Source organism: Pseudomonas sp. LBUM1657 (assembly GCF_059716075.1).
Genome location: NZ_CP166799.1, coordinates 5,951,219 through 5,977,082, shown reverse-complemented (window position 1 = coordinate 5,977,082; position 25,864 = coordinate 5,951,219). Strand labels below are relative to the sequence as shown.

Annotated in this window: 23 protein-coding genes; 8 read left to right on the top strand and 15 right to left on the bottom strand. The window is 60.1% G+C overall.

Translation table 11 applies throughout. The features are described from left to right. The first annotated feature begins 146 nt into the window (after positions 1-146). Positions 147-653 carry a retropepsin-like aspartic peptidase RloA2 gene (gene rloA2, locus ACA055_RS27645; RefSeq protein WP_497681428.1) on the top strand — a complete coding sequence of 169 codons (507 nt, stop codon included), beginning with the start codon at positions 147-149 and terminating at the stop codon, positions 651-653. Between the two features lie 8 nt (positions 654-661). Here the strand turns inward: rloA2 and ACA055_RS27640 are convergent, their stop codons facing one another. From ACA055_RS27640 to ACA055_RS27600, 9 genes are all read right to left on the bottom strand, one after another. Then, on the bottom strand, positions 662-1,723 hold the full coding sequence (locus tag ACA055_RS27640) for an RHS repeat-associated core domain-containing protein (protein WP_497681427.1): 1,062 nt from the start codon (positions 1,721-1,723) through the stop codon (positions 662-664). A 102-nt stretch (positions 1,724-1,825) separates the two neighbouring features. After that, on the bottom strand, positions 1,826-2,455 hold the full coding sequence (locus ACA055_RS27635; RefSeq protein WP_497681426.1) for a glutathione S-transferase: 630 nt from the start codon (positions 2,453-2,455) through the stop codon (positions 1,826-1,828). Positions 2,456-2,645: 190 nt separating this feature from the next. Continuing rightward, a complete protein-coding gene (locus ACA055_RS27630; protein WP_497681425.1) occupies positions 2,646-2,825 on the bottom strand; it encodes a hypothetical protein in 180 nt (59 codons plus the stop codon). After that, positions 2,822-3,952 (bottom strand): PepSY-associated TM helix domain-containing protein, encoded by a 1,131-nt coding sequence (locus ACA055_RS27625; protein ID WP_497681424.1) that lies wholly within the window; start codon positions 3,950-3,952, stop codon positions 2,822-2,824. Before ACA055_RS27625 ends, ACA055_RS27630 begins: the two co-directional genes overlap by 4 nt. Positions 3,953-4,024: 72 nt before the next feature. Beyond that, complete coding sequence (locus tag ACA055_RS27620; protein WP_497681423.1) at positions 4,025-6,454, bottom strand: TonB-dependent siderophore receptor; 2,430 nt, start codon at positions 6,452-6,454, stop codon at positions 4,025-4,027. 233 nt (positions 6,455-6,687) lie between these two features. Then, on the bottom strand, positions 6,688-7,662 hold the full coding sequence (locus ACA055_RS27615) for a FecR domain-containing protein (RefSeq protein ID WP_497681422.1): 975 nt from the start codon (positions 7,660-7,662) through the stop codon (positions 6,688-6,690). Next, positions 7,659-8,177: an RNA polymerase sigma factor gene (locus tag ACA055_RS27610; protein ID WP_497681421.1), complete on the bottom strand. Its 519-nt coding sequence runs from the start codon at positions 8,175-8,177 to the stop codon at positions 7,659-7,661. The genes ACA055_RS27615 and ACA055_RS27610 overlap by 4 nt, the downstream gene beginning before the upstream one ends. Before the next feature lie 239 nt (positions 8,178-8,416). After that, a complete protein-coding gene (locus tag ACA055_RS27605; RefSeq protein ID WP_497681420.1) occupies positions 8,417-9,124 on the bottom strand; it encodes a 3'-5' exonuclease in 708 nt (235 codons plus the stop codon). Continuing rightward, a complete protein-coding gene (locus ACA055_RS27600) occupies positions 9,121-11,061 on the bottom strand; it encodes a putative nucleotidyltransferase substrate binding domain-containing protein (RefSeq protein ID WP_497681419.1) in 1,941 nt (646 codons plus the stop codon). The genes ACA055_RS27605 and ACA055_RS27600 overlap by 4 nt, the downstream gene beginning before the upstream one ends. A gap of 251 nt (positions 11,062-11,312) precedes the next feature. On the opposite strand from ACA055_RS27600, the gene ACA055_RS27595 reads away from it, so the two are divergent. Further along, positions 11,313-11,774: a response regulator gene (locus tag ACA055_RS27595; RefSeq protein WP_497681418.1), complete on the top strand. Its 462-nt coding sequence runs from the start codon at positions 11,313-11,315 to the stop codon at positions 11,772-11,774. 71 nt (positions 11,775-11,845) lie between these two features. Here the strand turns inward: ACA055_RS27595 and ACA055_RS27590 are convergent, their stop codons facing one another. Then, a complete protein-coding gene (locus ACA055_RS27590; RefSeq protein ID WP_497681417.1) occupies positions 11,846-14,023 on the bottom strand; it encodes a malate synthase G in 2,178 nt (725 codons plus the stop codon). Between the two features lie 547 nt (positions 14,024-14,570). On the opposite strand from ACA055_RS27590, the gene ACA055_RS27585 reads away from it, so the two are divergent. Further along, positions 14,571-15,089: a glycine cleavage system transcriptional repressor gene (locus ACA055_RS27585; protein ID WP_007947710.1), complete on the top strand. Its 519-nt coding sequence runs from the start codon at positions 14,571-14,573 to the stop codon at positions 15,087-15,089. Positions 15,090-15,304: 215 nt separating this feature from the next. Here ACA055_RS27585 and rarD read toward each other — a convergent pair whose 3' ends face one another. From rarD to ACA055_RS27560, 5 genes are all read right to left on the bottom strand, one after another. Next, positions 15,305-16,192 (bottom strand): EamA family transporter RarD, encoded by an 888-nt coding sequence (rarD, locus tag ACA055_RS27580; RefSeq protein WP_497681416.1) that lies wholly within the window; start codon positions 16,190-16,192, stop codon positions 15,305-15,307. A gap of 195 nt (positions 16,193-16,387) precedes the next feature. Beyond that, entirely contained in the window at positions 16,388-17,362 is a 975-nt protein-coding gene (locus ACA055_RS27575) for a serine/threonine protein kinase (protein WP_497681415.1), read from the bottom strand. A 198-nt stretch (positions 17,363-17,560) separates the two neighbouring features. Further along, the gene (locus ACA055_RS27570) at positions 17,561-19,462 is read right to left on the bottom strand and encodes a PhoX family protein (protein ID WP_497681414.1); all 1,902 of its coding nucleotides are present in this window, start codon (positions 19,460-19,462) and stop codon (positions 17,561-17,563) included. A 68-nt stretch (positions 19,463-19,530) separates the two neighbouring features. Then, positions 19,531-20,295, bottom strand: coding sequence for a TOBE domain-containing protein (locus ACA055_RS27565; RefSeq protein ID WP_497681413.1), 765 nt, complete (start codon positions 20,293-20,295; stop codon positions 19,531-19,533). Positions 20,296-20,358: 63 nt separating this feature from the next. Next, the gene (locus ACA055_RS27560) at positions 20,359-21,099 is read right to left on the bottom strand and encodes a ComFC family protein (RefSeq protein ID WP_497681412.1); all 741 of its coding nucleotides are present in this window, start codon (positions 21,097-21,099) and stop codon (positions 20,359-20,361) included. Between the two features lie 92 nt (positions 21,100-21,191). Between ACA055_RS27560 and bioB the strand changes: the two genes are divergently transcribed. From bioB to bioD, 5 genes are all read left to right on the top strand, one after another. Beyond that, on the top strand, positions 21,192-22,247 hold the full coding sequence (gene bioB / locus ACA055_RS27555; RefSeq protein ID WP_497681411.1) for a biotin synthase BioB: 1,056 nt from the start codon (positions 21,192-21,194) through the stop codon (positions 22,245-22,247). Between the two features lie 154 nt (positions 22,248-22,401). Continuing rightward, positions 22,402-23,580, top strand: coding sequence for an 8-amino-7-oxononanoate synthase (gene bioF / locus ACA055_RS27550; RefSeq protein WP_497681410.1), 1,179 nt, complete (start codon positions 22,402-22,404; stop codon positions 23,578-23,580). Continuing rightward, on the top strand, positions 23,573-24,304 hold the full coding sequence (locus ACA055_RS27545) for an alpha/beta fold hydrolase (RefSeq protein WP_497681409.1): 732 nt from the start codon (positions 23,573-23,575) through the stop codon (positions 24,302-24,304). Before bioF ends, ACA055_RS27545 begins: the two co-directional genes overlap by 8 nt. Further along, positions 24,297-25,109, top strand: a complete 813-nt coding sequence (gene bioC / locus ACA055_RS27540) for a malonyl-ACP O-methyltransferase BioC (RefSeq protein WP_497681408.1) — start codon at positions 24,297-24,299, stop codon at positions 25,107-25,109. Before ACA055_RS27545 ends, bioC begins: the two co-directional genes overlap by 8 nt. Beyond that, positions 25,106-25,786, top strand: a complete 681-nt coding sequence (gene bioD, locus ACA055_RS27535; RefSeq protein ID WP_497681407.1) for a dethiobiotin synthase — start codon at positions 25,106-25,108, stop codon at positions 25,784-25,786. Before bioC ends, bioD begins: the two co-directional genes overlap by 4 nt. Positions 25,787-25,864: the final 78 nt, after the last annotated feature.

Below are 25,864 nucleotides of genomic sequence, written 5' to 3'. Positions count from 1 at the left end.
TCGCGGGCAAGCCCGCTCCCACAGGGGGTTGCGTCGTTCACACATTCAGTGCTCGTCCGCGATGCGATCTGAAGAACGAACGAATTGCTGACTGACGGTCTAAAATCCCGCAACCGACGCCCAAATTCCCCAAGGAAGCCCATTACGTGAAATCCCTCCTTGCACTGCTTTCCCTCGTGGCCCTGCCGGTCCTGGCCGCCGAGCCGACCCTGTACGGGCGCTACGAATACATCGCACTGCCGGAAATCGGCGGCGAAGTCCTTAAAGCCAAAATGGACACCGGCGCCCTGACCGCGTCGCTGTCGGCCAAAGACATCGAAACCTTCACCCGCAACGGCGACGAGTGGGTGCGCTTCCGCCTTGGCACCAAAGACGCGAGCAACAAAGTCTACGAACACAAAGTCGCACGGATCAGCAAGATCAAGACCCGCACTGAAGAAGACGAGGATGACGACGAAAAGACCGCACCCACCAAGCGCCCGGTGGTCGATCTGGAACTGTGCCTGGGCAACGTCAAGCGTACGGTTGAGGTCAACTTGACCGACCGCAGTAGTTTTAATTATCCGTTGTTGATTGGGGCGAAGGCGTTGCGAGAGTTTGGCGCGGCGGTGAACCCGGCGCGGAGGTTTACGGCGGATAAGCCGGATTGTTAACCGGGTGATTATTTTTGTCCTCCTGTTCGGATTGTTCTTTGAGTTTGCGCCGTAGGGAACTCGGAGAACTCTGAATACATTGCCGCATAGAGTCTCGCATGAGTGCCGGTTGGATTGGCAGCGAATTGGGAAGTTAAAAAGTCACCATCTGGATCATATTGTTTAGAGACATAGAAGGCCTCAATATTTCCACCTGAGTTTTCCGGAGTGTGGTCCAGCGATTTCGTTCGACGATTCAATAGCCGGTTTCTTGTAAGGTCGGAAGAACTCTGTTTCTTGAGTGGTGTGCTGACGTTTCCATGAGTATTGTCTGAAAAGATACTCGTCTCGCCAATATGGATTGTGTTTTTTGAATCAGTTTTTTTGACGTTATCCAAGAACTTTCCCGTTGTGTTGTTCAATTGATTGGTCGGAGCGCCAAGGGGATCTTTGATCGTCTGACTGTTTGTCGAAACCGGTGACGGTGTACGGAACTTGCTAGGAGTTCTGACACCAATCCTATTTCTTAAACCTTTCCAGAACCGTAAAAGTAAGCTTGAGTGTCCATTCGGATCCACTTGATTTATCGGATCACCCCCACAATACCCATACGCATTCAACCCACCCTTCCCAAACGGGCTCCAACTGTCCGGGCTGTTAAACCGCATCAACGTCGGGTTGAACGCTCGATAGCCATTCCCCAATAAATAATGCCCGGTCACCGGATCCGGCCGTTCGCCGTTAAACCCGAGCAGGCTGAGCAAGCCGTTCCCCAGTGGGCGATGGCCGTAAGGCGTATAGGCGAGGGGATTAGGCTGAGTTGCGTCGAGTGCGTTCAATACCGAGCGTTGTTGATCGGTGGCGAGTAAGGTTGTTTCGATGACACCGCTCTGGTGCTGTAGCTGCGCCAGTAGTTGGTCCTCATGCTGAAAAATCGAGCGTTGCACAGCACCTTGAATTTCAGTGGTCAAACGACTCTTGCAGTAAAAGCGCCGGAGATCAGCCTGAGCAGATGGCGTGCTACTAGCCAGACGATCCAGCGGGTCGTATTGGTAACGACACAATACGTTTTCGCGAGAGGCAGAAGGCATTGGCTGAGCTCCGTGCAAGGTCCAAAATTCTGGACCCTCAATATCGGAGTTTTTTCAGCCATTGCCTACTAGCAGAACTGCTAGGGTTTGCCGTTGTTGGCTTCAAACCTTCGGCATCGTCGCCACCATCGAAGGCCGCTGACTCACCTCGAAGTACCACGCCGCCAACTGCGGATTCGCTGTGCGCCATTCCAGGTCCGGATGGCGAAAGTCCAGGTAACCCAACGCGCAGGCAACACTGATCGCCGCCACATCGAAATGGCTGGTCAGCTCGGCAATTGCGTCTGCCTCCAAATAGGCCAGGGCGCGGCGGATTTTGTCGCGTTGGCCGTCGAGCCATTCGTCCCAGTGTTTTTCCGGGGCACGCAGGGCGACTTCATAACGGGTCAGCACCGCCGCGTCCATGATCCCGTCGGCCAGGGAGGCCAGGGTCATGCGGCGCCAACGGGCCGAGCCTTCGCGGGGGATCAGCGGGTTGCCGACGTGTTGGTGATCGAGGTAGTCGAGGATCACCCGGCTGTCATGAATCACGTTGCCATCGGCCAGGCGCAGGGCGGGGATTTTGCTTAGCGGGTTGTCGTCGATCAGGTTCAGGTCCGGGCTGACCGGCGTGAGTACGCTGGTTTGCAGTGCCACGCGGTCCTGTTGGCCGGTCTCGTGCAGCAGCACCATGACTTTGCGAACGAAGGGCGACAACGGGTTGTGGAACAGGGTCATGCTGGGGGCGGACATGGCGGCGTCTCGATCGTGGGCAGTGCCGGCAGCATAGCGCTTGGAGAGGTGAGCTCAAGCGCGAATTGACGGCTGTGCAACGATTAAAGTGTGGGAGCGGGCTTGCTCGCGAATGCGGTGTGTCAGTCACATCATTACCGGCTGACACTCCGCTTCCGCGAGTAAGCCCGCTCCCACACGTTCTTGCCAGTCAGCGACGTTGTAGCAGGCCCCGCAGGGCGAGGGCGGCGGGAACGCCCAGGCCAAGCCAGCTCAAGGCATCCCACACACCATCGCCCAGTAGTGCAGCAAATAACCCGGCGGCGCTGAGCAGGGCAATGACCGTGGGGGTGGCGAAGACTTTCCAGAAGTTCGACTGCCTTGGCTTCATGCTTGAGCCTCCACTTGCTCAAGCACAGGTTTAGCCGTCTTGCGCCGCACCACCCACAGGTAAACCCCGCTGCCGAGCACAATGATGGTCAGCACATCCAACGTCGCCCAGAGGATTTTCATCGGCATGCCGCCGTAATCGCCAAAGTGCAGTGGCTGCGACATGCCCATGGCGTCCATGTACCACGGCCGTTCGGCCACGGCGGTGACTTGCAGGGTACTGGCGTCGATCAGTACCGGTGTCAGCAGGTGCGACGTCAGGTGGGTGCTGCCTTTCATGAACACCGCGTAATGGTGTTCGCTGGAGAACCGCGTGCCGGGGAAGGCGATGAAGTCCGGCTTCATGCCCGGTGCAACTTCCTTGGCGATGTCGAGCAGGCGGGTGGCCGGCGCCAGTTGCGTCAGCGGCGGCGCGTCGCGGTACGGCGCGATCATCGCGCTCAGGCTGTCGTTGCGCCACGCCGCAATCAGCAGGTCGGCGCAGGCACTGATCACGCCGGTCACACCTACCACCAAAGCCCAGGTCAGGGTCACCACGCCGATCAGGTTATGCAGGTCGAGCCAGCGCAAGCGGGTGGATTTGTCCTGGCGCACGGTGGCGAATTTCAATCGCCGCATGAACGGCAAATACAGCACTGTCCCGGACACGATCGCCGCCACAAACAGAATCCCCATGAACGCCAGCAGCAACTTGCCCGGCAGCCCGGCGAACATGTCCACGTGCAGGCGCAGCATGACCATCATGAAGCCACCGTTGGCCGACGGCATCTCCAGCGCTTCGCCGGTGCGGGCGTCGAGCATGAAGGTATGGGACTCGTTGGGCCCGGTGCCAGCGGTCGGCGCCATGATCGCGATTGCGCCGTTGGGGTCTTCCTCGTCGTAGCCGAAATACTGCACGACTTCGCCGGGACGATGTTTTTCCGCTGCCTGCACCAATTGCTGCAAATTCAGCTGTGGGGTGTCCGCCGGCATTTGCTTCAGCTCGGCGGCATCGCCCAGCAGATGGTCGATCTCGTGATGGAAGATCAACGGCAGACCGGTCAGCGCCAGCATCAGCAGGAACACCGTGCAAATCAGGCTGGTCCAGGTGTGGACGACGGACCAGCGGCGAATTGTTTTACTTTTCATTTCATGGCCTTCAAAAAAACCAAAGCCGTCCTCGAAGGACGGCCTGGGCGTTGGGCGTGTCAGATCATGCCATTACCACTTGTAGGTGGCACTGGCGACGACACTCCGTTGGTCGCCGTAGTAGCAGTAGAAACTGTCACAGGTGGAGATGTATTCCTTGTCCAGCAAGTTGGTGGCATTCAGCGCCAGCGACGCGCCTTTCAGACTGTTGTCCAGACGCCCCAGGTCGTAATGGACCGCGGCGTCGAACACGGTGTAGGCGTTGGCCTTGCCCAGCCAAGTGTTGCCTTGGTCACCGTAGGTATTGCCGGTGTAGCGCGCGCCGGCGCCGATACCGAAACCGTCCAGCACGCCGTTGTGCCAGGTGTAATCGGCCCATAGCGAAGCCTGTTGGTTAGGCATCAATTGCAGACGGTTGCCTTTGAAGTTGCCTTTCTGCACTTCGGACTTGGCCAGGGTGTAGGCGGCGATGATTTTGAGGTTATCGGTTACGTCTGATACGGCTTCCAGTTCCAGGCCTTTGACTTTCACTTCACCGGTCTGGCTGGTGATCGAGACGTTGTCCGCGTTGGTGGTGGTGACGGAGACGTTTTTCTGGGTCAGGTTGTACACCGCAGCGCTCAGCAGCGTGCTGCTACCGGGCGGTTGGTACTTGATGCCCAACTCCCATTGCTCGCCTTCAGTCGGCTTGAACGATTCGGTCGGCGACGCCGTGGCGTTGCTGGTCGGCTGGAACGACTCGGCATAAGACAGGTAAGGCACAAAGCCCGATTCGAACACGTAGCTGATCGCTGCGTTGCCGCTGAATTTCTTGTCGCGCTCGGTGTTCGTGGCGTCGTCCCGGTTGAAGAACTTGGTGCCGGTGTGGACCCAGTCTTCACGGCCACCCAGCGTCAGCCGCCATTGATCGAGGGCCATCTGGTCCTGAATGTACAGGCCGGTCTGGTACGTCTTCTGGTCGTAGTCATAAAACGCATCGGAGCGTGGTGGACGAACGATTGGCTGGCCATAGATCGGGTTGTTGACGTTGGTGCTCAGGCCGTCACCGAAAATCGAGGTGTAGTTGGTGTTGCTGCGTTGGTGATCAAGGCCGATCAGCAAAGTGTGACGGATGTCGCCCGTGGTGAAGTCGGCCTGAAAGTTGTTGTCCACGGCGAACTGACTGATGTCTTCGTCGGTACTGGTGCTCGAACGGCCAACGTTGCCCTCGGCGTCGACCTGGGTGAACGGATAGGCGCCGGGGGTGAGGGTCTGGAAGGACAGGTCCGACTTGGTGTAGCGCAGGTTCTGCCTGAACTGCCAGACATCATTGAAACGATGTTCAAAGGCGTAGCCCAGTGCGTAATAGGTACGGTCGTAGTATTCCCAGTCCGGGTCGCCCAGGTTTTTGTGGTGGGAAATCTTGCCCAGTGGCGAATCAATTTTGGTGCCTTGCACCGGCAGGAACTGGCTGGTGATGCCGGTATCGTCGCGGGTGAATTGCGTGAGCAGGGTGAATTTGGTGTCTTCGTCAATGTTCCAGGTCAGGCTCGGCGCAATGTTGTAGCGCTTGTTGTCGACATGGTCGACTTGTGTGCCGCTGTCACGTACCACGCCACTCAGGCCATAAAGGAACCGGCCTTCATCGTCGATTTTGCCGGTGCTGGCGAAGTTGATCTGGCGATGATTGTCACTGCCATATTGCACCTGGATTTCATTGCTCGACTCGGCGCTGGGACGGCGGCTGACCATGTCCAACAAGCCGCCTGGCGGGGTCTGGCCATAAACCGATGAAGCCGGGCCGCGCAGCAGGGCGAGGCGATCCAGGTTCCAGGTTTCCTGTTTCGGGTTGGCGTACACGCCTTTTGGCAGCGGCAGGCCGTCGAGGAACTGGGTCGGTTCGAAACCGCGTACGCGCAGCCAGTCGGCGCGGGTGTCGCTGCCGTAGCTGCTGGCCGTGATGCCGGGCATGTAGCGCACGGCGTCATCGAGGCTATGCACGCTGCGATCGTCCATTTGCTGACGGGTGGCGACCGAAATCGAACGCGGCGCTTCCACCAGTGCGGTGTCGGTCTTGGTGCCGGCGGCGGTGCGGGTCGCCAGATAACCTTGCGCCGGACCCCAGGCGCTTTCAGTGTTTTCCACACCGATTACAGAAGTTTCCGGCAGGGCCATCACGCCTTCGGGAACGGCCACCAGGGTGTAGGTGCCGACGCTGCTCTGTTCCAGTTGCAGACCGGTGCCGCGCAAGGCTTCGCGCAGGGCGCCGGTCGCATCGAATTGGCCTTTGACCGGTGCCGAGGTTTTGCCCGCCGCCAGCGATGGATTCAACGACAGTGCCAGGCCGGCCTGGCTGGCGATCTGGTTCAACGTGCTGGCCAATGGCGCGGCAGGCAGGTTGTAGGCACGAACGCTGGACGCCTGTTCAGCGGCAATCAGCTGACTGCTGGCCAGAGGGACGCAAAGGGCAATGGCGACTGCCAGCAAACTGGGGCGCAACAAAGTGTCTAGCGAACGGGACATACAGCGGCTCCTGAATGGAAATATTTCTCAATTGCCTAGGTGCCGAACGAGAATCCAAAAGTGATAGGGCTGGATGAAAATAATTTCGATTCATCAATTGCGGTGAAGCTGACGGCCTCTTCGCGGGCAAGCCACGCTCCCACAGGTTTTTTGTCGTTCACAAATTACCGTTCGACTCAAAACCTGTGGGAGCGTGGCTTGCCCGCGATGGCGTCGGCTCAGACACAGAAATATCAGGGCTTGCCTTCGGTCTTCGCCGCCACCGTCACCCACCACGGCGTGCGCTGTTCAATCTGTACCGGCAGGGTCGGCAGCAGGGCATTCAGGGCCAGGTCGGTGTCATGCAGCGGGAAGCTGCCGGTAATCCGCAGGTCGGCGATCTCTGGCGAAACGCCCAAATGTCCGCGGCGATAGCGGCCGAGTTCGTGTATCAGATCTTCCAGCCGTGCGTTGTCCACCACCAGCATGCCGCGTGTCCAGGCATCGGCGCCGAGATTGAGCGCGACGATGGGCCCGAGGCCGTTGTTGCGCATCAGCACTTGCTGGCCTTCGCGCAGAATCTGTTCTTCCGGGCTCGACTGCGGATGCGCCGCCACTGCCGATTTCAACACGCTCAAACGCGTGCCTTCTTCTTCACGCTTGACCAGGAACCGCGTGCCCAGCGCGCGCATGCTGCCTTCGCGAGTCTCGACGATAAAAGGCCGGGCATCGCCATGACCGGTTTCGACGAGGATTTCCCCTTCCTGAAGAATGATCAGCCGCTGTTTCTCATCGAAGCGCACGTCCACGGCACTGTGAGTGTTGAGGTTGACCAGCGTGCCATCGCTCAGGCGCAGGGTGCGCTGTTCGCCGGTGGCAGTGCGCTGGTCCGCCAGCCAATAGTCGATCGGCAGATAACGATCACCGGCGAACAGTGCCAACCCGATGACCGCGACGACGCTGGCTAGACCGCTGCCCAGTTTGCGCACGCGCCGGCGAATACTTTCCCGCGATTGCAGCAGGGCGGTGCGGGCCGGGCCGTTGGCGACGCTGAAACGCTGGTCGAGCATGCCCAACTGGCGCCAGGCGCGCGCATGTTCTTCGTGGGCCGCGTGCCATTTGGCGAACTCTTCGCGCTCCACCGGGTTGCCGGAATCCAGGGACAATTGCCAGGCAATCGCGGCGTCCAGCACGTGCGCCGACACTGGTTTGGAACTGACCGGGCTCATACTGGCTCACCGTACAGCGCGATGTAACACTGACGAATGCCTTGGGCCAGGTACTGACGCACCCGCGGCACCGACACCCCCAGACGTTCGGCGATTTCCGCGTGGCCGAGGCCGTCGAGACGGTTGTAGAGAAATGCTGCCCGGGCCTTGCTCGACAGTTTGCCGAGCAGGCGGTCGATATTTTTCAGGTCTTCGAGAATCAGTTGCTGTTCTTCCACCGACGGTTGTTCGTCAACGGGGATCAGCATCAGTTCGGTGAGGTAGGCCTGTTCCAGCGCAGCGCGGCGGAAATAATCGAACAGCAGACCCTTGGCGATTGCCACCAGAAACGCCCGCGGTTCACGAGGTTCCTTTAGCCCGTCACGACCCAGCAACCGCACGAAGGTGTCCTGGCTCAGGTCTTCGGCCCGTTGCGGGCAGGCGACATTGCGTCGAAGCCAGGTCAAAAGCCAGCCGCGATGGTCGCGATACAACGCACCAACAAGCTCACTCTGGGGGCTTTGGACTGACGACACGCAGCATCACCGATTGGGAAGTGTTAACTAACGAGAATTGTTCGCGATTGTGGCAGAGGCGGGGGAGGTAAGCAATTGGCCACTGGTCGGGTGATTCGATGGCGTGCGTTCAGTCAGACCGCGTCATCGTTCTTCACGGGCAAGCCACGCTCCCACAGGGTTTGTATCGTTCACGAAATTGGCGAAACCTGTGGGAGCGTGGCTTGCCCGCGAAGGCGCCAGAACAGGCGCCGTAAAGCTTAAAACGAGGGCGCGCGCTGTCTGCGTTTCCACTGATTCAACCGCTGTTGCAGATTCAACGGGCTATGAATCTGCTGCTTCTGCGCCCGGCTGAACAGGATCAGTGCCAGCTCCGCCGTGGCCAGCGCATCGGCACTGGCATTGTGGCGCTCGAAGACTTCAAGCTTGAACCAGTCGATCCATTCATCCAGCCCGGCCTCGCGAATGTGCGCCTGAGGGCACAGCAGCGGTGCGATGTCCGCCACATCCAGAAACGGATGCTGCAACTTGTAGCTCAGATGATCCTTCAAGGCGCGGCCGAGCATGTGCTGATCGAACGGCGCATGAAACGCCAGCACAGGACTGTCGCCGACAAACTCCATGAATTCGAGCAAGGCCTGAGCCGGGTCGCTGCCGGCGGCAATTGCACTGGGGCCCAGGCCATGAATCAGCACGCTGGGGCCGAGTTTGAGTTCAGAGCACTGCAAGGTGCGTTCGAACTGCTGGCTGAAGTCGATCGCGCCGTCCTCGATCACCACCGCGCCGATGGACAGCACCCGGTCCTTGTTCAGGTTCAGCCCGGTGGTTTCCAGGTCAAGCACCACCCAACGCTGCTCACGCAGGCTGCATTCGCTCAGCGCGACAGCCGTGGGGAGGCGTTCCAGACGTTGCAGATGATCGCCGGACAGTGGCGGGCCTGCGGGTCGCAACCATGAAAACAGACTCATAGTTGATACCTCAGGGCCAGGCTGCTTTGCAGGCGCTGAGCTTGGCGCAAGGATTCACGCAGGATCCGTCGATCAAGGTGATTGAGGCTGTCCGGATCGACCCGGTTGGAGTAGGGCAAATTCTCGCGCGTCTGTAGCTGATGTTGCTGCATGCGGGTTTGCTGGATGAAGTGATAGGCCTCTTCGTACGCCGCGCCGTCCAGCCGTTCGATCACCTCGTGGTCCACCAGTTGGCGGAAGCGCTCCAGCGTGTTGTTTGCCTCGATCCCGTGGGCCAGCGCCAGCAACCGGGCCGCGTCGACAAACGGCGTGAGCCCCTGGATTTTCAGGTCCAGCGTCGCTTTCTCGCCATTTTTGCGCGCCAACACGAAGTCACGGAAACGTCCTACGGGCGGGCGGTTGCGCAGCGCGTTCTCGGCCATCATTCGCTGGAACAGCCGATTGTCGTTCACCTGATCGAGAATCCCTTGGCGCAACTGCTCGCAGCCCTGTTCATCACCCCAGACCACGCGCAAGTCGAAATAGATACTCGACCCCAGCAGGTTCTCCGGCGTGGCCTCGCGGATAAACGCCGAAAAACGTCGCGCCCATTCGGCCCGGGACAAACACAGCTCGGGGTTGCCGGCCATGATGTTGCCCTTGCACAGGGTGAAGCCGCAGAGCGCCAGGCTCTGATTGATCTGCTGGGCGATGGGCAACAGCTTGCCGCGAATCTCGGCGGCGTGGGCCGCGTCCCGGGCTTCAAACAGAATGCCGTTGTCCTGATCGGTGTGCAGCGTCTGCTCGCGGCGGCCTTCGCTGCCGAAGCACAGCCAACTGAACGCAATGCCGGGGTCGCCTTTTTCGGCGAGGGTCAGTTCGATCACCCGGCTCACGGTGTGATCGTTGAGCAGGGTAATGATGTGCGTGATCTGGGTCGAAGATGCGCCGTGGGCCAGCATGCGCTCTACTAATTGGCCTATCTCGCCGCGCAGGGCCACCAGGTTTTCCACACGCTGGGCGCTGCGGATGGTCCGCGCCAGGTGCACCAGATCGACCCGTTGCAGGGAAAACAGGTCGCGTTCGGAAACCACACCGCACAGACGATGATCCTTGACCAGGCAGACGTGGGCGATATGCCGCTCGGTCATGGCAATCGCCGCATCGAAGGCGCTGTGGTCCGGCGACAGGAAAAACGGTGCGTGGGTCATGTGCCGCTCGATGGCTTCAGTGAAATCACCGATGCCGTCGGCCACCACGTGGCGCAAGTCGCGCAAGGTGAAGATTCCCAGCGGGGCTTTCTGTTCATCGACCACCACGATGCTGCCGACCTGCTGCTCATGCATCAGGGTCACGGCTTCGCGCAGGGGCGTGAGCGGGCTGCAGGTCACCGGATGGCGCATGGCCAATTCGCCCAGCCGGGTGTTGAGTGAGTACTGGGTGCCGAGGGTTTCCACGGCTTTTTGCTGAACTTGCTGATTAACCTGATCCAGCAAACTGCTCACCCCGCGTAGGGCAAAGTCGCGAAACGCGTTGGAAAGCGCGAACAGTTTGATGAACGCCAGCTTGTTCAGCTGTAGGCAAAAGGTGTCTTCGGCCGCCAGGTGCTCGGTGCGCGTCGCGCGCTCGCCCAGCAATGCGGCAAGGGGAAAACACTCGCCGGTGGTGATTTCGAAGGTGGTTTCGGTGCCACCCTTGGCGGTGTGGGGGCGTTCACCCACCACGCGACCTTGTTTGACGATATAGAAATGCTCAACCGGGCCGTCGGCGGGTTTGATGATGCTCTCGTCGGGGGCATAAAAACGCAGCTGACATTGCTCGACCAGGTACGCCAGGTGAGCGTGTTCCATCTGATTGAAGGGCGGGAAGCGCTGAAGGAATTGCAACGTGCCCTGGATGTTCTGCAACACCGCGGTTTTCCCTGCCTGTGTGAAGGCGTCCGCTTTACTCATAACCATTACCGCAGTCTTTTTTCAATTGTTGTTGTCGGATGACTCAACCATGGTCGGCCCCTGAGCGCAGGGTGCCCATTGGACGTAAGTCTAGGTAGGACGTGTAGCTGTCGGAAGTTAGGAAATGTCTGACGCAACTATCAGAAAAACCTCCTACATTGGCTATAGGAAAACTTTCCGACGAAGTGCACATTGAAGGTCCTACTGGCGCTGTCTGACGAATGAGCCAGACGATTGAATGAAACGTAGAGTAAGCCATGTCCGACCACGATATTTTGAGTGACGCAGAGCGCGAGGCGCTGAGTGCCGTCATGCTCGAACCTGATCTGCCGCCGCAGCGGGTGCTGATCGTCGATGACGATAAAGATGCACGTGAGCTGCTGTCGCAGATTCTGGAGCTTGATGGCATTCGGTGTATGACCGCTGCAAGTGGCGAAACTGCTCTCAAGATGTTGGTTGACACAGAGGAACTGAAAAAGCCTTCAATCGGTCTGGTGATCACCGACTTACGCATGGGCAATGTCGATGGCCTGGATCTAATCCGTAAGGTACGTGAGTCGGTTCGGGCGGCTTTGCCGATCATCATCGTCTCCGGCGACGCCGATGTGAAAGACGCCATCGAGGCGATGCATTTGAGTGTGGTGGATTTTCTGCTCAAGCCTATCGACACCGAGATATTGCTGGGTTTGGTCAAACATGAGCTGGGCATAAATTTATAGCGCCCCATCCCAAACGAAAAAGGCCCTGATCTTTCGATCAGGGCCTTTTTTTGTCCGGCGTCAGCGCTCAGTTACAGGCCATTGGCAGCCTTGAACTCGCGACGACGACGGTGCAGAACCGGCTCGGTATAACCGTTCGGCTGTTTGGTGCCTTCGACCACCAATTCGACCGCCGCCTGGAAGGCGATGTTGCTGTCGAAGTCCGGTGCCAGTGGGCGGTACAGCGGGTCATTGGCGTTCTGGCGGTCAACCACCGGCGCCATGCGCTTGAGGCTTTCCATGACCTGATCTTCAGTGACGATGCCGTGACGCAGCCAGTTGGCGATGTGCTGGCTGGAAATCCGCAGCGTCGCACGGTCTTCCATCAGGCCGATGTCGTTGATGTCCGGCACTTTCGAACAACCTACGCCCTGGTCGATCCAGCGCACGACATAACCGAGAATGCCCTGGGCGTTGTTGTCCAGTTCGTTCTTGATCTGCTCTGCGGTCCACTCCGGGTTCACAGCCAGCGGGATGGTCAGGATGTCGTCCACCGAAGCACGCGCACGTTTGGCCAGTTCGGCCTGACGGGCGTACACGTCGACCTTGTGGTAGTGCAACGCGTGCAGCGCAGCCGCGGTCGGCGATGGAACCCAGGCAGTGTTGGCACCGGCCAGCGGGTGAGCGATTTTCTGTTCCAGCATCGCGGCCATCAAGTCGGGCATGGCCCACATGCCTTTACCGATCTGGGCGCGACCTTGCAGGCCGGTGCTCAAACCGATGTCGACGTTCCAGTTCTCGTAGGCGCCGATCCATTTTTCAGCCTTCATGTCCGCCTTGCGCACCATCGGGCCGGCTTCCATGGAGGTGTGGATTTCATCGCCCGTGCGGTCGAGGAAACCGGTGTTGATGAACACCACACGCTCGCTGGCGGCCTTGATGCAGGCCTTGAGGTTGACCGTGGTACGGCGCTCCTCGTCCATGATCCCGACTTTCAGGGTATTGCGCGGCAGGCCCAGTACGTCTTCGACGCGACCGAACAGCTCGTTGGTGAACGCCGCTTCTTCCGGGCCGTGCATTTTCGGCTTCACGATATAGACCGAGCCAGTGCGGCTGTTCTTGCGCGAATTGTTGCCGTTAAGGCTGTGGATGGCGGCGAGGCAGGTCACCAGGCCATCAAGAATGCCTTCCGGCACTTCGTTGCCGTCTTTATCGAGGATCGCGTCGATGGTCATCAGGTGACCGACGTTACGCACGAACAACAGCGAGCGACCGTGCAGGCTCAATTCACTGCCGTCGAGGGCGGTGTAGGTGCGGTCGGCGTTCATGGTGCGGGTAAAGGTCTGACCGCCCTTGGAGACTTCTTCCGACAGATCGCCCTTCATCAGGCCGAGCCAGTTGCGGTAGATCACCACTTTGTCATCGGCATCGACGGCGGCGACGGAGTCTTCGCAGTCCATGATGGTGGTCAGCGCGGCTTCCATCAGGATGTCTTTGACGCCGGCTGCATCGGTCTGGCCGACCGGAGTGTTGGCATCGACCTGGATTTCGAAGTGCAGACCGTTGTTTTTCAGCAGGATCGCGGTCGGTGCCGCGGCATCGCCGTGGAAACCGATCAGCTGGGCATCGTTGCGCAGACCGGTGTTGCTGCCGCCTTTAAGAGCGACCACCAGTTTGCCGTCAGCGATTTTGTAACCGGTGGAATCGACGTGGGAGCCGGCCGCCAATGGCGCCGCTTCGTCGAGGAAGGCGCGGGCGAAGGCGATGACCTTGTCGCCGCGAACCTTGTTGTAGCCTTTGCCTTTTTCCGCGCCGTCGGCTTCGCTGATGGCGTCGGTGCCGTAGAGCGCGTCGTACAGCGAACCCCAGCGGGCGTTCGAAGCATTGAGCGCAAATCGAGCGTTCATTACCGGCACAACAAGTTGTGGACCGGCCATGCGGGCGATTTCGTCATCGACGTTTTGCGTCGTTGCCTGGAAATCGGCCGCTTCTGGCAGCAGATAACCGATGTCTTGCAAGAAGGCTTTATAAGCCACGGCGTCGTGCGCCTGACCGGCACGTGCTTGGTGCCAGCCATCGATACGAGCCTGGAAATCATCGCGTTTGGCGAGTAGGGCTTTGTTCTTCGGCGCCAGGTCATGAATGACCTTGTCGGCACCGGCCCAGAACTTATCGGCGGTGAGGCCGGTACCGGGAATGGCTTCGTTGTTCACGAAGTCGAACAGGACTTTGGCGACCTGCAGGCCACCGACTTGAACGTGTTCAGTCATTGCTTGCCTCACTCTGCTCAGCTATTTCGCTTTTCAGCTCTTCAATTTTGACAATGAAGCCTCTGGCCATTTAAACCACAAACCCGTCTACCAGTACATGCCATTGCGGGCGGCTGGGTTTGGTCCAATCAACGGCTTGGGGCCTTGCTGACGGGGCTTTCAGGGTTGCGACTGTGCCTGTGGCAGACATCGATCCAACGTTATGTAGTGCGCGCTGCGGCATACTACATGATGAGTTGCGGTTGTGAAAATTAGACTAATTACGTCGTTCTGCGACCCCATGACGCATTGCAGTCACGTCGGGGCACGGGATGTTCTCAAAAAACTATTGGATTGTTCCAGTTAAATATAAAAACTTGTACACGATTTGTTCTTCCCGCTAGATCGGCGGGTGCCTTCATTCGCGAGCAAGCACGCTCCCACATGGACATACGCAGTTCCTGTAGGAGCGGGCTTGCTCGCGAAGGCGTCAGACCTGGCAACGCAGAATCAACCCTTGCCTATACTTGGTCTTCTATAACAAAAGTCATGATCAGAGGGCTGCGCCATGGACCACCTCGTACTCACGGTATTCGCTCCAGACAAGCCTGGGCAGGTCGAGCGCATCGCCCAGTGCATTGCCGAGCACGGCGGCAACTGGCTCGAGAGCCGCATGTCGCGCATGGCCGGACAATTCGCCGGGATTCTTCGGGTGGGCGTGCCGGCCGAGGCCTACGACGAATTGGTCGATGCCCTACAAGCATTGTCCGCCCACGGCATTCGGGTATTGATCGCTGAAAGCGGCATCGAGCAATCCTGCACCTGGAAGCCGATTGCCATGGAACTGGTGGGCAATGATCGCCCGGGGATCGTGCGCGATATCACGCGCCTGCTGAGTGAGCAGGGAGTCAACCTGGAACGATTGGTGACCGAAGTGCGTCCGGCGCCGATGAGCAGCGAGCCGTTGTTCCACGCCGAAGCCATTCTCGCGGTGCCGCTGACGCTGTCCCTGGACGTACTGCAATCACGCCTGGAAACCCTGGCGGACGATCTGATGGTGGAATTGGTGCTGCGCAGTGAACCTTGAAAAGGTTATCCAAGTTATACGTGCACCTGCCTGTGGATAACCTGTAGAGACAGCCCGCCAGGCCAAGCCAACCGGGGCTCTTCAAGACTTGATCAAAAAACCAGCAGTTTCAACAAGTTGCGCACAAACGGCGGGGATCACGCTGTGGATAACCTTGGGAAGGATCGATGCAGGCCACGAAAAACGTGGCCTGCAGTCGTCTGTTCGTTTTTTGATCACCTGCGGCGGCGAAGACTTATCCACGCATCGACGCTGTAAACCGCCAGGCCGGCCCAGATAAAGATGAACGCCACCAGGGTGCTGGACGACAGGTGTTCACCAAACAGTAGAACCGCTTGCAGTAACACCAGCGTCGGCGCCAAGTATTGGAGAAATCCCAATGTCGTGTAGGGCAAATGCCTTGCTGCGGCGTTGAAACACACCAGCGGCACCAGCGTCACCGGACCGGCGGCTACCAGCCACCAGGCTTCGGATGTCGTCCAGAACTCGGCCTGGGCGCTGCTCGCGGATGGATTGAACAGCAACCAGGCGACGGCTATCGGCACCAGCATCCATGTTTCCACCACGAGCCCCGGCAGCGCTTTGACCGGCGCCTGCTTGCGGATCAGACCGTAGAAGCCGAAGGTCAGCGCCAGCACTAACGATACCCACGGCAGACTGCCAACTTGCCAGACCTGTTGCGCCACGCCGACCGCTGCCAGACCCACCGCGATCCATTGCATGCGCCGCAACCGCTCGCCGAGGATCAGCATGCCCAGCAGTACGTTCACCAGCGGATTGATGTAATAACCGAGGCTGGCTTCCAGCATGCGCCCGTTGTTCACCGACCAGACGTAGGTCAGCCAGTTGGCCGCGATCAGCGTGCCACTCAACGCCAGGATCGCCAGCCGTTGCGGGTTCTCCCGCAATTCACGCCACCAGCCCGGATGTTTCCAGACCATCAGCAACAAGGCACCGAACAGCGCCGACCAGAGGACCCGGTGGATGATGATTTCCACGGCGGGCACACTGGCGATGGCTTTGAAGTAGAGCGGGAATAATCCCCAGATGATGTAGGCACTCAGGCCCAGAATGTACCCGCGACGCGGGTTGGCGGCTTGCATGCAGAATCCTTGCTTAGGCAGCTAACAAAGAAGGGATTGTAAGGAGATTTGCCTCGGTGTGCTGTGAACCTTTGTGGGAGCGGGCTTGCTCGCGAAGGGGTCGTGTCAGCCAATAGAGATGTCAGCTGACAGACCGCCTTCGCGAGCAAGCCCGCTCCCACAGGGGATTGGGAGGGCTTTTGGTGTCGTGGTGAATCAGAAAATTTTCAGTGGTTCTTCGTTGAGTGCGGCCAGTTGTTCCCGCAACGCCAACACCTGATCCCCCCAGTACCGCTCCGTGCCAAACCACGGGAAACTGCGCGGGAACGCCGGGTCGTCCCAGCGGCGGGCGAGCCAGGCGCTGTAATGCATCAGGCGCAATGCCCGCAGGGGTTCGATCAGCGCCAATTCCCTAGGGTCGAAGTCGTGGAACTCGTTGTAGCCGTCCATCAATTCCGACAACTGGCCGAGACATTCCTGACGATCACCGGCGAGCATCATCCAGATGTCCTGCACCGCCGGACCCATGCGACAGTCGTCAAGGTCGACGATATGGAACATCTCGTCGCGGCACATCATGTTGCCGGGGTGGCAATCGCCGTGCATGCGAATGTTCTGGTGCGGCGTGGCTTTGTAAACCTCTTCCACACGCTTGAGCAGGTCGCGGGCCACGGACTCGTAGGCCGGCAGCAGGCTGCGCGGTACGAAATTGCCCTCAAGCACGGTCGTCAGCGAGTCGTGACCAAAGTTCTTCACACCCAGCGCTTCGCGGTGCTCGAACGGTTTTGTCGCGCCAACCGCATGCAGGCGACCCAGCAATTGCCCCAGTCGATACAGTTGATCGAGATTGCCCGGCTCCGGCGCACGGCCGCCACGGCGAGGGAACAGGGTGAAACGGAAACCGTTGTGTTCGTGCAGGCTTGAACCGTTGTGGATCATCGGCGCGACGACCGGCACATCGCACTCAGCGAGTTCGAAGGTGAACTGGTGCTCTTCGAGAATCGCTTCGTTGGTCCAGCGCTGCGGACGATAGAACTTGGCGATCAGCGGCTCGGAGTCTTCGATGCCGACCTGATAGACGCGGTTCTCGTAGCTGTTGAGCGCCAGAATGCGCGCGTCGCTGAGAAAGCCGATGCTTTCGACGGCATCGAGCACGAGGTCTGGGGTGAGGGTTGCAAACGGGTGGGCCATGCTGACTCCTGCGCGCAGCAGGCTGCCGCGTCCGGCCAAGCATGGTAGCGCAGACGGGGAGGTTTTAGGGGGTGGGCTTGAGATGAGTGTAGTTTGGGCTGACGCCTTCGCGAGCAAGCCCGCTCCCACATTTAACCGAGTTCTCCCAGAAAGAATGCGGTCGAATGTGGGAGCGGGCTTGCTCGCGAAGAGGCCGGATCAGGCGCCCACGATCCCGCCGTCTTCGCGCGAAATCGCCATTACCGAAGACCGCGGCTTGCCATTGGCCAGGTGCTCGGGAAACGTTGATCCACCGTTCTCACCCGGATGCTGAATCCCGACGAACAAGGTTTTTTGATCCGGCGAGAAGCTGATCCCCGTGACCTCGCAACCCACCGGTCCCACCATGAAGCGCCGGATCTCCCCGGTGACCGGGTCGGCGCAGAGCATCTGGTTGTTGCCCATGCCGGCGAAATCCCCGGCATTGCTCGAATCGCCGTCGGTAAGAATCCACAACCGTCCGGCCTTGTCGAACCCCAAGCCATCCGGGCTGTTGAACATGTTCTGTGGCGTGATGTTCGACGAACCGCTCTTCGGCGTGCCGGCATGCACGCCCGGGTTGCCGGCGACCACAAACAGGTCCCAGGCAAAAGTATTCGAGCCGTGATCGTCGCGGTCGGTACGCCAGCGCAGGATTTGCCCGTAGAGGTTTTTTTCGCGCGGGTTAGGTCCGCCCACCGGTTGACCGTCTTCGCCGCGTTTGGCGTTGTTGGTCAGCGTGCAATAGACCTGGCCATCCTTGGGGCTGACGACGATCCATTCCGGACGGTCCATGCGAGTTGCCTTCACCACGCTGGCGGCGAGACGCACGTGAATCAGCACTTCGGCCTGACTGGCAAAACCGCTGCTGGCGTCGATGCCGTTTTTGCCGTGGGTCAGCTCGATCCATTCGCCCTGGCCTTTGGGGTGATCGGCATTGCCGTCGCCCGCATCGAAACGCGCCACGTATAAGGTGCCGTGGTCCAGCAGGTCGCGATTGGCCTTGGGATTTTGGTGGTTGATCTTGTCGCGGCTGACGAACTTGTAGATGAACTCGCCGCGCTCGTCGTCGCCCATGTACACCACGGCATGACCGTCGCTGGTTTCAGCCAGTGCGGCGTTTTCGTGTTTGAAACGGCCCAGTGCCGTGCGTTTGACCGGGGTCGACTGCGGGTCGAACGGATCGATTTCCACCACCCAACCGTGACGGTTGAGTTCGTTGGGGTTTTTCGCCAGGTCGAAACGCGGGTCATGTTGATGCCAGTTGATCTCTTTGCTGGCCGTCACCACGCCGTAGCGTTTCTGCGCAGCGTCGAATTTTTGCTCTGGATTGCTGCTGCCGAAGCAATCGGTGAAGTTCTCTTCGCAGGTCAGATACGTGCCCCACGGCGTCATGCCGTTGGCGCAGTTCTGGAAGGTGCCGAGGACGTTTTTGCCCAGTGGGTCGGCGCTGGTTTTCACCAGCTCGTGGCCAGCGGCCGGGCCGCTCAGGCTGATCGGTGCGTTGCCGTGTATGCGCCGGTTGTAGCGCGAGCCCTGGACGAATTGCCACTGACCGTTCTTGTGTTGCACTTCGATTACCGACACACCTTCGCAGGCCAGCGCCTTGCGCACGTCCTCCGCCGACTGCGGCATGCCGCCGTGGGGGTAGAGGTAGCGATAGTTGGTGTACTCGTTGTTGATCGCCATCAGCGCCCGGTCTTTTTCACCGGGAAACTCGAACAGGCTCATGCCGTCGTTGTTGTCGCCGAACTGGACTTCTTGTTGCTCGGCTGTGCCGTTACCGCTCGGATCGAACGCCGGGCCATTCTTTTGCAACGGCTGGCCCCAACTGATCAGTACCGACGATTTGTAGCCCCGAGGCAGGCTGATGCCGTCGCTGGTGGCGGCGGGAATACTGTCAAAACCCAACAGTTTGCTGGAGCCAGCGCTGACACTGGCGGCCAGCACGCTGCGACTCAGCAGGTTGCCGCCGAGGAACATCGCAGCACCACACAGGGCGCCGGCGCTGATGAAGCCGCGACGGCTGAGGCCGACCATCTTTTCGAGGTCGGTGGATTGGTTGTCTTCTAATAAGCTCACATCAGGCTCCCTGCGGGTTTTTGCAGTCACCTTAATGATGGTCGATGAAGGTTTTGTTGCAGCCCGGTTTAAAGCGGCGTGCCGATCAGGATGTTGGACGGCGCGAACTGCACCTGCACCGGTTTGTCTACGGCCAGACCGAGGGCTCGCAAGTGCAACGGCTCGGCCAACGCGCACAACGTCTGGCCATTGGGCAGACTGATGCGCACTTCGCTGGGGCCGTCTTCGGCGTCGAGAATTTCTTCGACAAGGCCCTTCAGGCAATTGTTGCCGGGGGCTGCTGCTTGCTCGATGCCCAGTAACTCCAGCCATCCAGCCTTGATCAGGGCGACCACTTCGGTGCCGGTTTCCAGCTCCAAACGCAGGGTGCTGTCGTGGGTGATCTGCGCATCGATGGCCAAGCCTTCTGCCAGTTCAAGACGAATCAGGTCGTTGCGCCCCTGGCTTTCGATCGCTGCGACCTTGCCATGCAGTTGATTGCGCGCGCTGGTTCTGAGCATCAGCCGGCCTAGCAGGTCGAGGTCACTGGCATCTTCGGCGGCTTCCAGCACCTGGGCCTGCAAGGCTTGCAGCTTTTGATAAAGGCGCAACACGCGCTCGCCTTCGCTGGACAGTTTGGCGCCACCGCCGCCCTTGCCGCCGACACTGCGCTCCACCAGCGGTTTTTGCGCGAGGTTGTTCAGCTCATCGATGGCATCCCACGCCGCTTTGTAGCTCAGGCCGGCGCTTTTCGCGGCGCGGGTGATCGAACCTTGCTCGGCGATGTGTTGCAGCAGGGCGATGCGCTGCGGGCGACGGACAATGTGCTGGGACAACAAGGTAGGCAAGGACATGGCAAGACGCTTTGGGCTGTGGCAATGGAAAGGACGTTGGCGGCTCGGGACGCGGGAGTCAAGTCAGGTCGTATCGCCGGGTTTGGGGGTGCGGGCCAGGCAATAGACGTCGACTTGCGTGGCGCCGGCTTCCATTAGCAGGCGGGCGAGTGCTTGTGCGGTGGCGCCGGTGGTCAGCACGTCATCCACCAGCGCCAGATGTCGTCCTTTGACGGTTGCATCGGGCGTCAGCGCAAAGGCGTTACGCAGGTTCTTTTTGCGCGCGTCGGCATTCAGGTCCTGTTGGGCGCTGGTGTCCTGAATTCGCAGGAGCAGCCGTTCGTCGCAAGGAATGTCGAGGCTGGCGCTCAGCCAACGGGCGAGCATCGCGGCCTGGTTGAAACCTCGTTGGCGTAGACGTTTGGCAGCCAAGGGCACCGGGACCAGCGCGTCGGGTCGGTTCAGGTCTTCTTCGAAGCGATGTTGCAGGGACTGCGCGAGAAGTTCGGCGAGCAGGTGGCCAAACGGCCACTTCGCGCTGTGCTTGAAACGGGTGATCAGCGTGTCCAGCGGAAAACTGTAGGTCCAGGGCGCGGCGACCCGCTCAAAGGCCGGCGGGTGCTTCAAACATTGGCCGCAGGTCAGGCCCGCCGAGGGCAAAGGCAGCGCGCAGGTCTGGCAGTGATCGCCCAGCCATGGCAACTCGGTTTCGCAGGCGGTGCAAATGGGCACAGTGCCGTCGGCGGGCTCTGTGCAGAGCAAACATGATTGTTTGTTTTTTAACCAGATGTAAACCGGTCCTTCGTATTGTGGTTGACAGCGCATCGCTCTTCCTTAAATATGCCGAACATCCGTGTCGCGCCTGTGGGTATTCCATCCTGCAGCCGCTTGCCCAGCATAAAACAAAGGAAACGCCCATGAGCGCCAGCACCACTGCAACCCTGCGTCATGACTGGTCTTTGGCCGAAGTCAAAGCACTCTTCGTTCAGCCATTCAATGACCTGTTGTTCCAGGCGCAGACGGTGCACCGCGCGCATTTCGACGCCAACCGGGTCCAGGTGTCGACGCTCCTGTCGATCAAGACCGGCGCCTGCCCGGAAGATTGCAAATATTGTCCGCAGTCCGGTCACTACAACACCGGCCTGGAAAAAGAAAAGCTGATGGAAGTGCAGAAGGTCCTCGAAGAGGCCGCTCGCGCCAAGGCCATCGGTTCGACCCGTTTCTGCATGGGCGCGGCGTGGAAACATCCGTCGGCCAAGGACATGCCTTACGTGCTGGAAATGGTCAAAGGCGTGAAAGCCATGGGCCTGGAAACCTGCATGACCCTCGGGCGCCTGGACCAGGACCAGACCGAAGCGCTGGCTCAGGCCGGCCTCGACTACTACAACCACAACCTCGACACCTCGCCCGAGTTCTACGGCAGCATCATCACCACCCGCACGTACAGTGAACGCCTGCAAACCCTGGCGTACGTACGTGAGTCGGGGATGAAGATCTGCTCCGGCGGCATCCTCGGCATGGGCGAGTCCCTCGACGACCGTGCCAATCTGCTGATCCAGCTGGCCAACCTGCCGGAGCATCCAGAGTCGGTACCGATCAACATGCTGGTGAAAGTCGCCGGTACGCCGCTGGAAAATGCCGATGACATCGACCCGTTCGATTTCATCCGCATGCTCGCCGTCGCACGCATCCTGATGCCGCAATCCCATGTGCGCCTGTCCGCCGGCCGCGAGGCGATGAACGAGCAGATGCAGGCCCTGGCCTTCTTCGCCGGCGCCAACTCGATTTTCTACGGCGACAAATTGCTGACCACCGCCAACCCGCAGGCCGACAAGGACATGCAACTGTTCTCACGCCTGGGCATCCTCCCGGAAGCGCGCGAAGAGCACGCCGACGAAGTGCATCAGGCGGCCATCGAGCAGGCGCTGGTGGAGCAGAAGAGCAGCGAGCAGTTCTACAACGCTGCAATCTGATCCGACACAAATCCAGTGTGGGAGCGGGCATGCTCGCGAAGGCGGCTTAACCTTCAACACAGATGTTGAATGGCAGACTGCTTTCGCGATCAAGCCCGCTCCCACATGGATTGTGTCCACCTTGAGTTATGTGATCTGACTGTCCGAGGCCTGCATGTCTTTCGATCTCGCCGCACGCCTTGCTGCCCGTCGTGCCGAAAACCTTTACCGCCAGCGTCCCCTGCTCGAAAGCCCTCAAGGGCCGGAAGTGGTGGTCGATGGCCAGCCGTTACTGGCGTTCTGCAACAACGACTATCTGGGCTTGGCGAATCACCCGCAAGTGATCGAAGCCTGGCGCGCCGGGGCGACCCGCTGGGGCGTCGGTGGCGGGGCTTCGCATCTGGTCATTGGCCACAGCAGCCCGCACCACGCCCTGGAAGAAGCCCTGGCCGACCTGACCGGGCGCCCGCGTGCGCTGTTGTTCACTACCGGTTACATGGCCAATCTCGGGGCAGTCACTGCATTGGTAGGACAGGGCGATACGGTGCTGGAAGACCGGCTCAATCACGCGTCGTTGCTGGATGCGGGTCTGTTGTCCGGTGCGCGCTTCAATCGTTATCTGCACAACGACGCTGCGAGCCTGGCCAAGCGCCTCGAGAAAGCCACCGGCAATACGTTGGTGGTCACCGACGGCGTGTTCAGCATGGACGGCGATATCGCCGACCTGCCGGCGCTGGCCCGGGAAGCCAAGGCGAAAGGCGCGTGGTTGATGGTCGATGACGCCCACGGCTTTGGTCCGCTGGGCGCCCATGGTGGCGGAATCGTCGAGCATTTTGGTTTGAGTCAGGAAGACGTGCCGGTGCTGGTCGGCACCCTCGGCAAGGCCTTCGGCACTGCCGGGGCGTTTGTCGCGGGCAGCGAAGCGTTGATCGAGAGCCTGATCCAGTTCGCCCGCCCCTACATCTACACCACCAGCCAGCCACCGGCGCTGGCCTGCGCAACGCTGAAAAGCCTCGAGTTGCTGCGCACTGAACATTGGCGACGTGAGCATCTGCAGACGCTGATCCGTCAGTTCCGCCAAGGCGCCGAACAAATCGGCCTGGAGTTGATGGACAGCTTCACACCGATCCAGCCGATCATGATCGGCGATGCCGGGCGTGCGGTTCGCTTGTCACAGATGCTGCGCGAGCGCGGCCTGATGGTGACCGCGATCCGTCCACCGACCGTGCCCGCCGGCAGCGCCCGTCTGCGTGTGACCCTGACCGCCGCCCACAGCGAGGCGCAGGTGCAGCTATTGTTAAATGGACTCGCCGATTGTTTTCAACAACTGGGACCGGAGCCAAGCCATGCGTGATCGTTTGATTCTACTGCCCGGCTGGGGCCTCGGGATTTCACCGCTGGAGCCTTTGGCAGCAGCGTTGCAGGGGCTGGATGAACACCTGCGGGTCGAGATCGAGCCGTTGCCGGAACTGGAGTCGAGCGATCTTCAAGAATGGCTGGATGAGCTGGATTCCACCGTGCCACAGGATGTCTGGCTCGGTGGCTGGTCCATGGGCGGCATGCTCGCGTCCGAGTTGGCAGCCCGCCGAGGCGATCGGTGCTGCGGTTTGCTGACCCTGGCGAGCAACCCTTCTTTTGTCGCTCATGAACAATGGCCGAGCGCGATGGCCGGCGAAACTTTCGATGCGTTTCTGGCCGGCTGTGACGCCGACCCGCGCATGACGTTAAAACGCTTTTCGCTGCTCTGTGCCCAAGGCGCCGAAGACCCGCGCGGGTTGTCTCGATTGCTACTCGGTGGCGCGCCACATACGTCGGCAGCCGTGCTGATGAGTGGCCTGGAGTTGCTCGCGCAACTGGATACCCGCGAGGCGTTGCAAGCCTTCCGCGGCCCGCAATTGCATTTGTTCGCCGGCCTCGACGGGCTGGTCCCGGCCGAAGCGGCGGGGGACTTGCTGGCGTTGCTGCCGGATGTCGAAATCGGTCTGATCGAACAGGCCAGCCATGCGTTTCTTCTGGAAGACCCCCACGGCGTGGCGGGGGCGATTCAAGCCTTTTTGCACGAGTCCGGTGATGACTGATTTATCCCTTCCCAACTTGCCCGGCGGCTTGCCGGACAAACGTCAGGTAGCGGCGTCCTTTTCCCGCGCGGCGGCCAGCTATGACAGCGTGGCCGAACTGCAACGCGACGTTGGCAGCCAGTTGTTGAACCGCTTGCCGGATAACTTTGTGCCCGGTCGGTGGCTGGACCTGGGATGTGGCACCGGGCATTTCAGCCGTGCGCTGAGTGAGCGTTTTCCTGCTGGTACCGGTGTGGCGCTGGACATCGCCGAAGGCATGCTCAATCACGCCCGGCCATTGGGCGGCGCTACGCATTTCATCGCCGGCGATGCCGAACGTTTGCCGTTGCAGGATTCGACCTGCGACCTGATTTTCTCCAGCCTTGCCGTGCAGTGGTGCGCAGACTTCGCCTCGGTGCTCAGCGAGGCCCATCGAGTGCTGAAACCGGGTGGTATTTTCGCGTTTGCTAGTCTGTGCGTGGGCACGTTGATTGAGCTGCGTGACAGCTGGCGTCAGGTCGATGGCCTGGTGCACGTCAACCGCTTCCGAGAGTTCGGGGTTTATCAACAGCTGTGTGCGGACAGTGGCCTGAAGGTTGCGAGTCTGCAAACCCGTCCTCATGTGTTGCATTACCCGGATGTACGCAGCCTGACTCACGAACTCAAGGCCCTGGGCGCGCACAACCTGAACCCCGGTCGGCCGGGCGGTTTGACCGGCAGGGCGCGGATTCTCGGCTTGATCGAGGCTTACGAGCAGTTTCGTCAGGCACAGGGCCTGCCGGCGACTTATCAGGTGGTCTACGCCGTTTTGGAGAAACCTTTATGAGCGCAGCCTATTTCATCACCGGTACTGACACCGATGTCGGCAAGACGACCGTTGCCGCAGGTCTGCTGCATGCCGCGCGGTCAGCGGGCTTGAGCACGGCGGCGGGAAAGCCGGTGGCCTCGGGTTGCGATGTGACGCCCAAGGGCTTGCGCAACGCCGATGCACTGGCGTTGATGGCAGAGTGTTCGGTGCCGCTGACTTATGCACAGGTCAACCCGGTGGCGTTCGAGCCGGCAATCGCTCCGCACCTGGCGGCGCGGGAGGCCGGTGTGGCGCTGACGGTGCAATCGCTGTTGACGCCGATGCGGGAAATTCTCGATATGCAGGCGGATTTCACCCTGATCGAAGGCGCCGGCGGCTGGCGCGTGCCATTGGCGGATCAGGACAACCTGTCGGACCTGGCCATCGCACTGGATCTGCCGGTGATTCTGGTGGTGGGGGTGCGCTTGGGTTGCATCAATCACGCACTGTTGACGGCCGAGGCGATTGCCCTGGACGGTTTGCAACTGGCGGGGTGGGTGGCCAATATCATCGAGCCAAAGACGTCGCGCCTGGAAGAAAACCTTGCGACTCTCGCCGAGCGAATTCCCGCGCCGTGCCTGGGCCGGGTGCCGAAACTCAAGTTGGTGACGGCTGAAGCGGTGGCCGAGCATCTGCAACTGGATCTGCTGGACTGAAGTGTCAGTGCGGGTTTTGACTATGACAAGGCACTGTGCCATTAGTGTTTTTGTCGGGTGTTTTGCTCATGCGTCTGT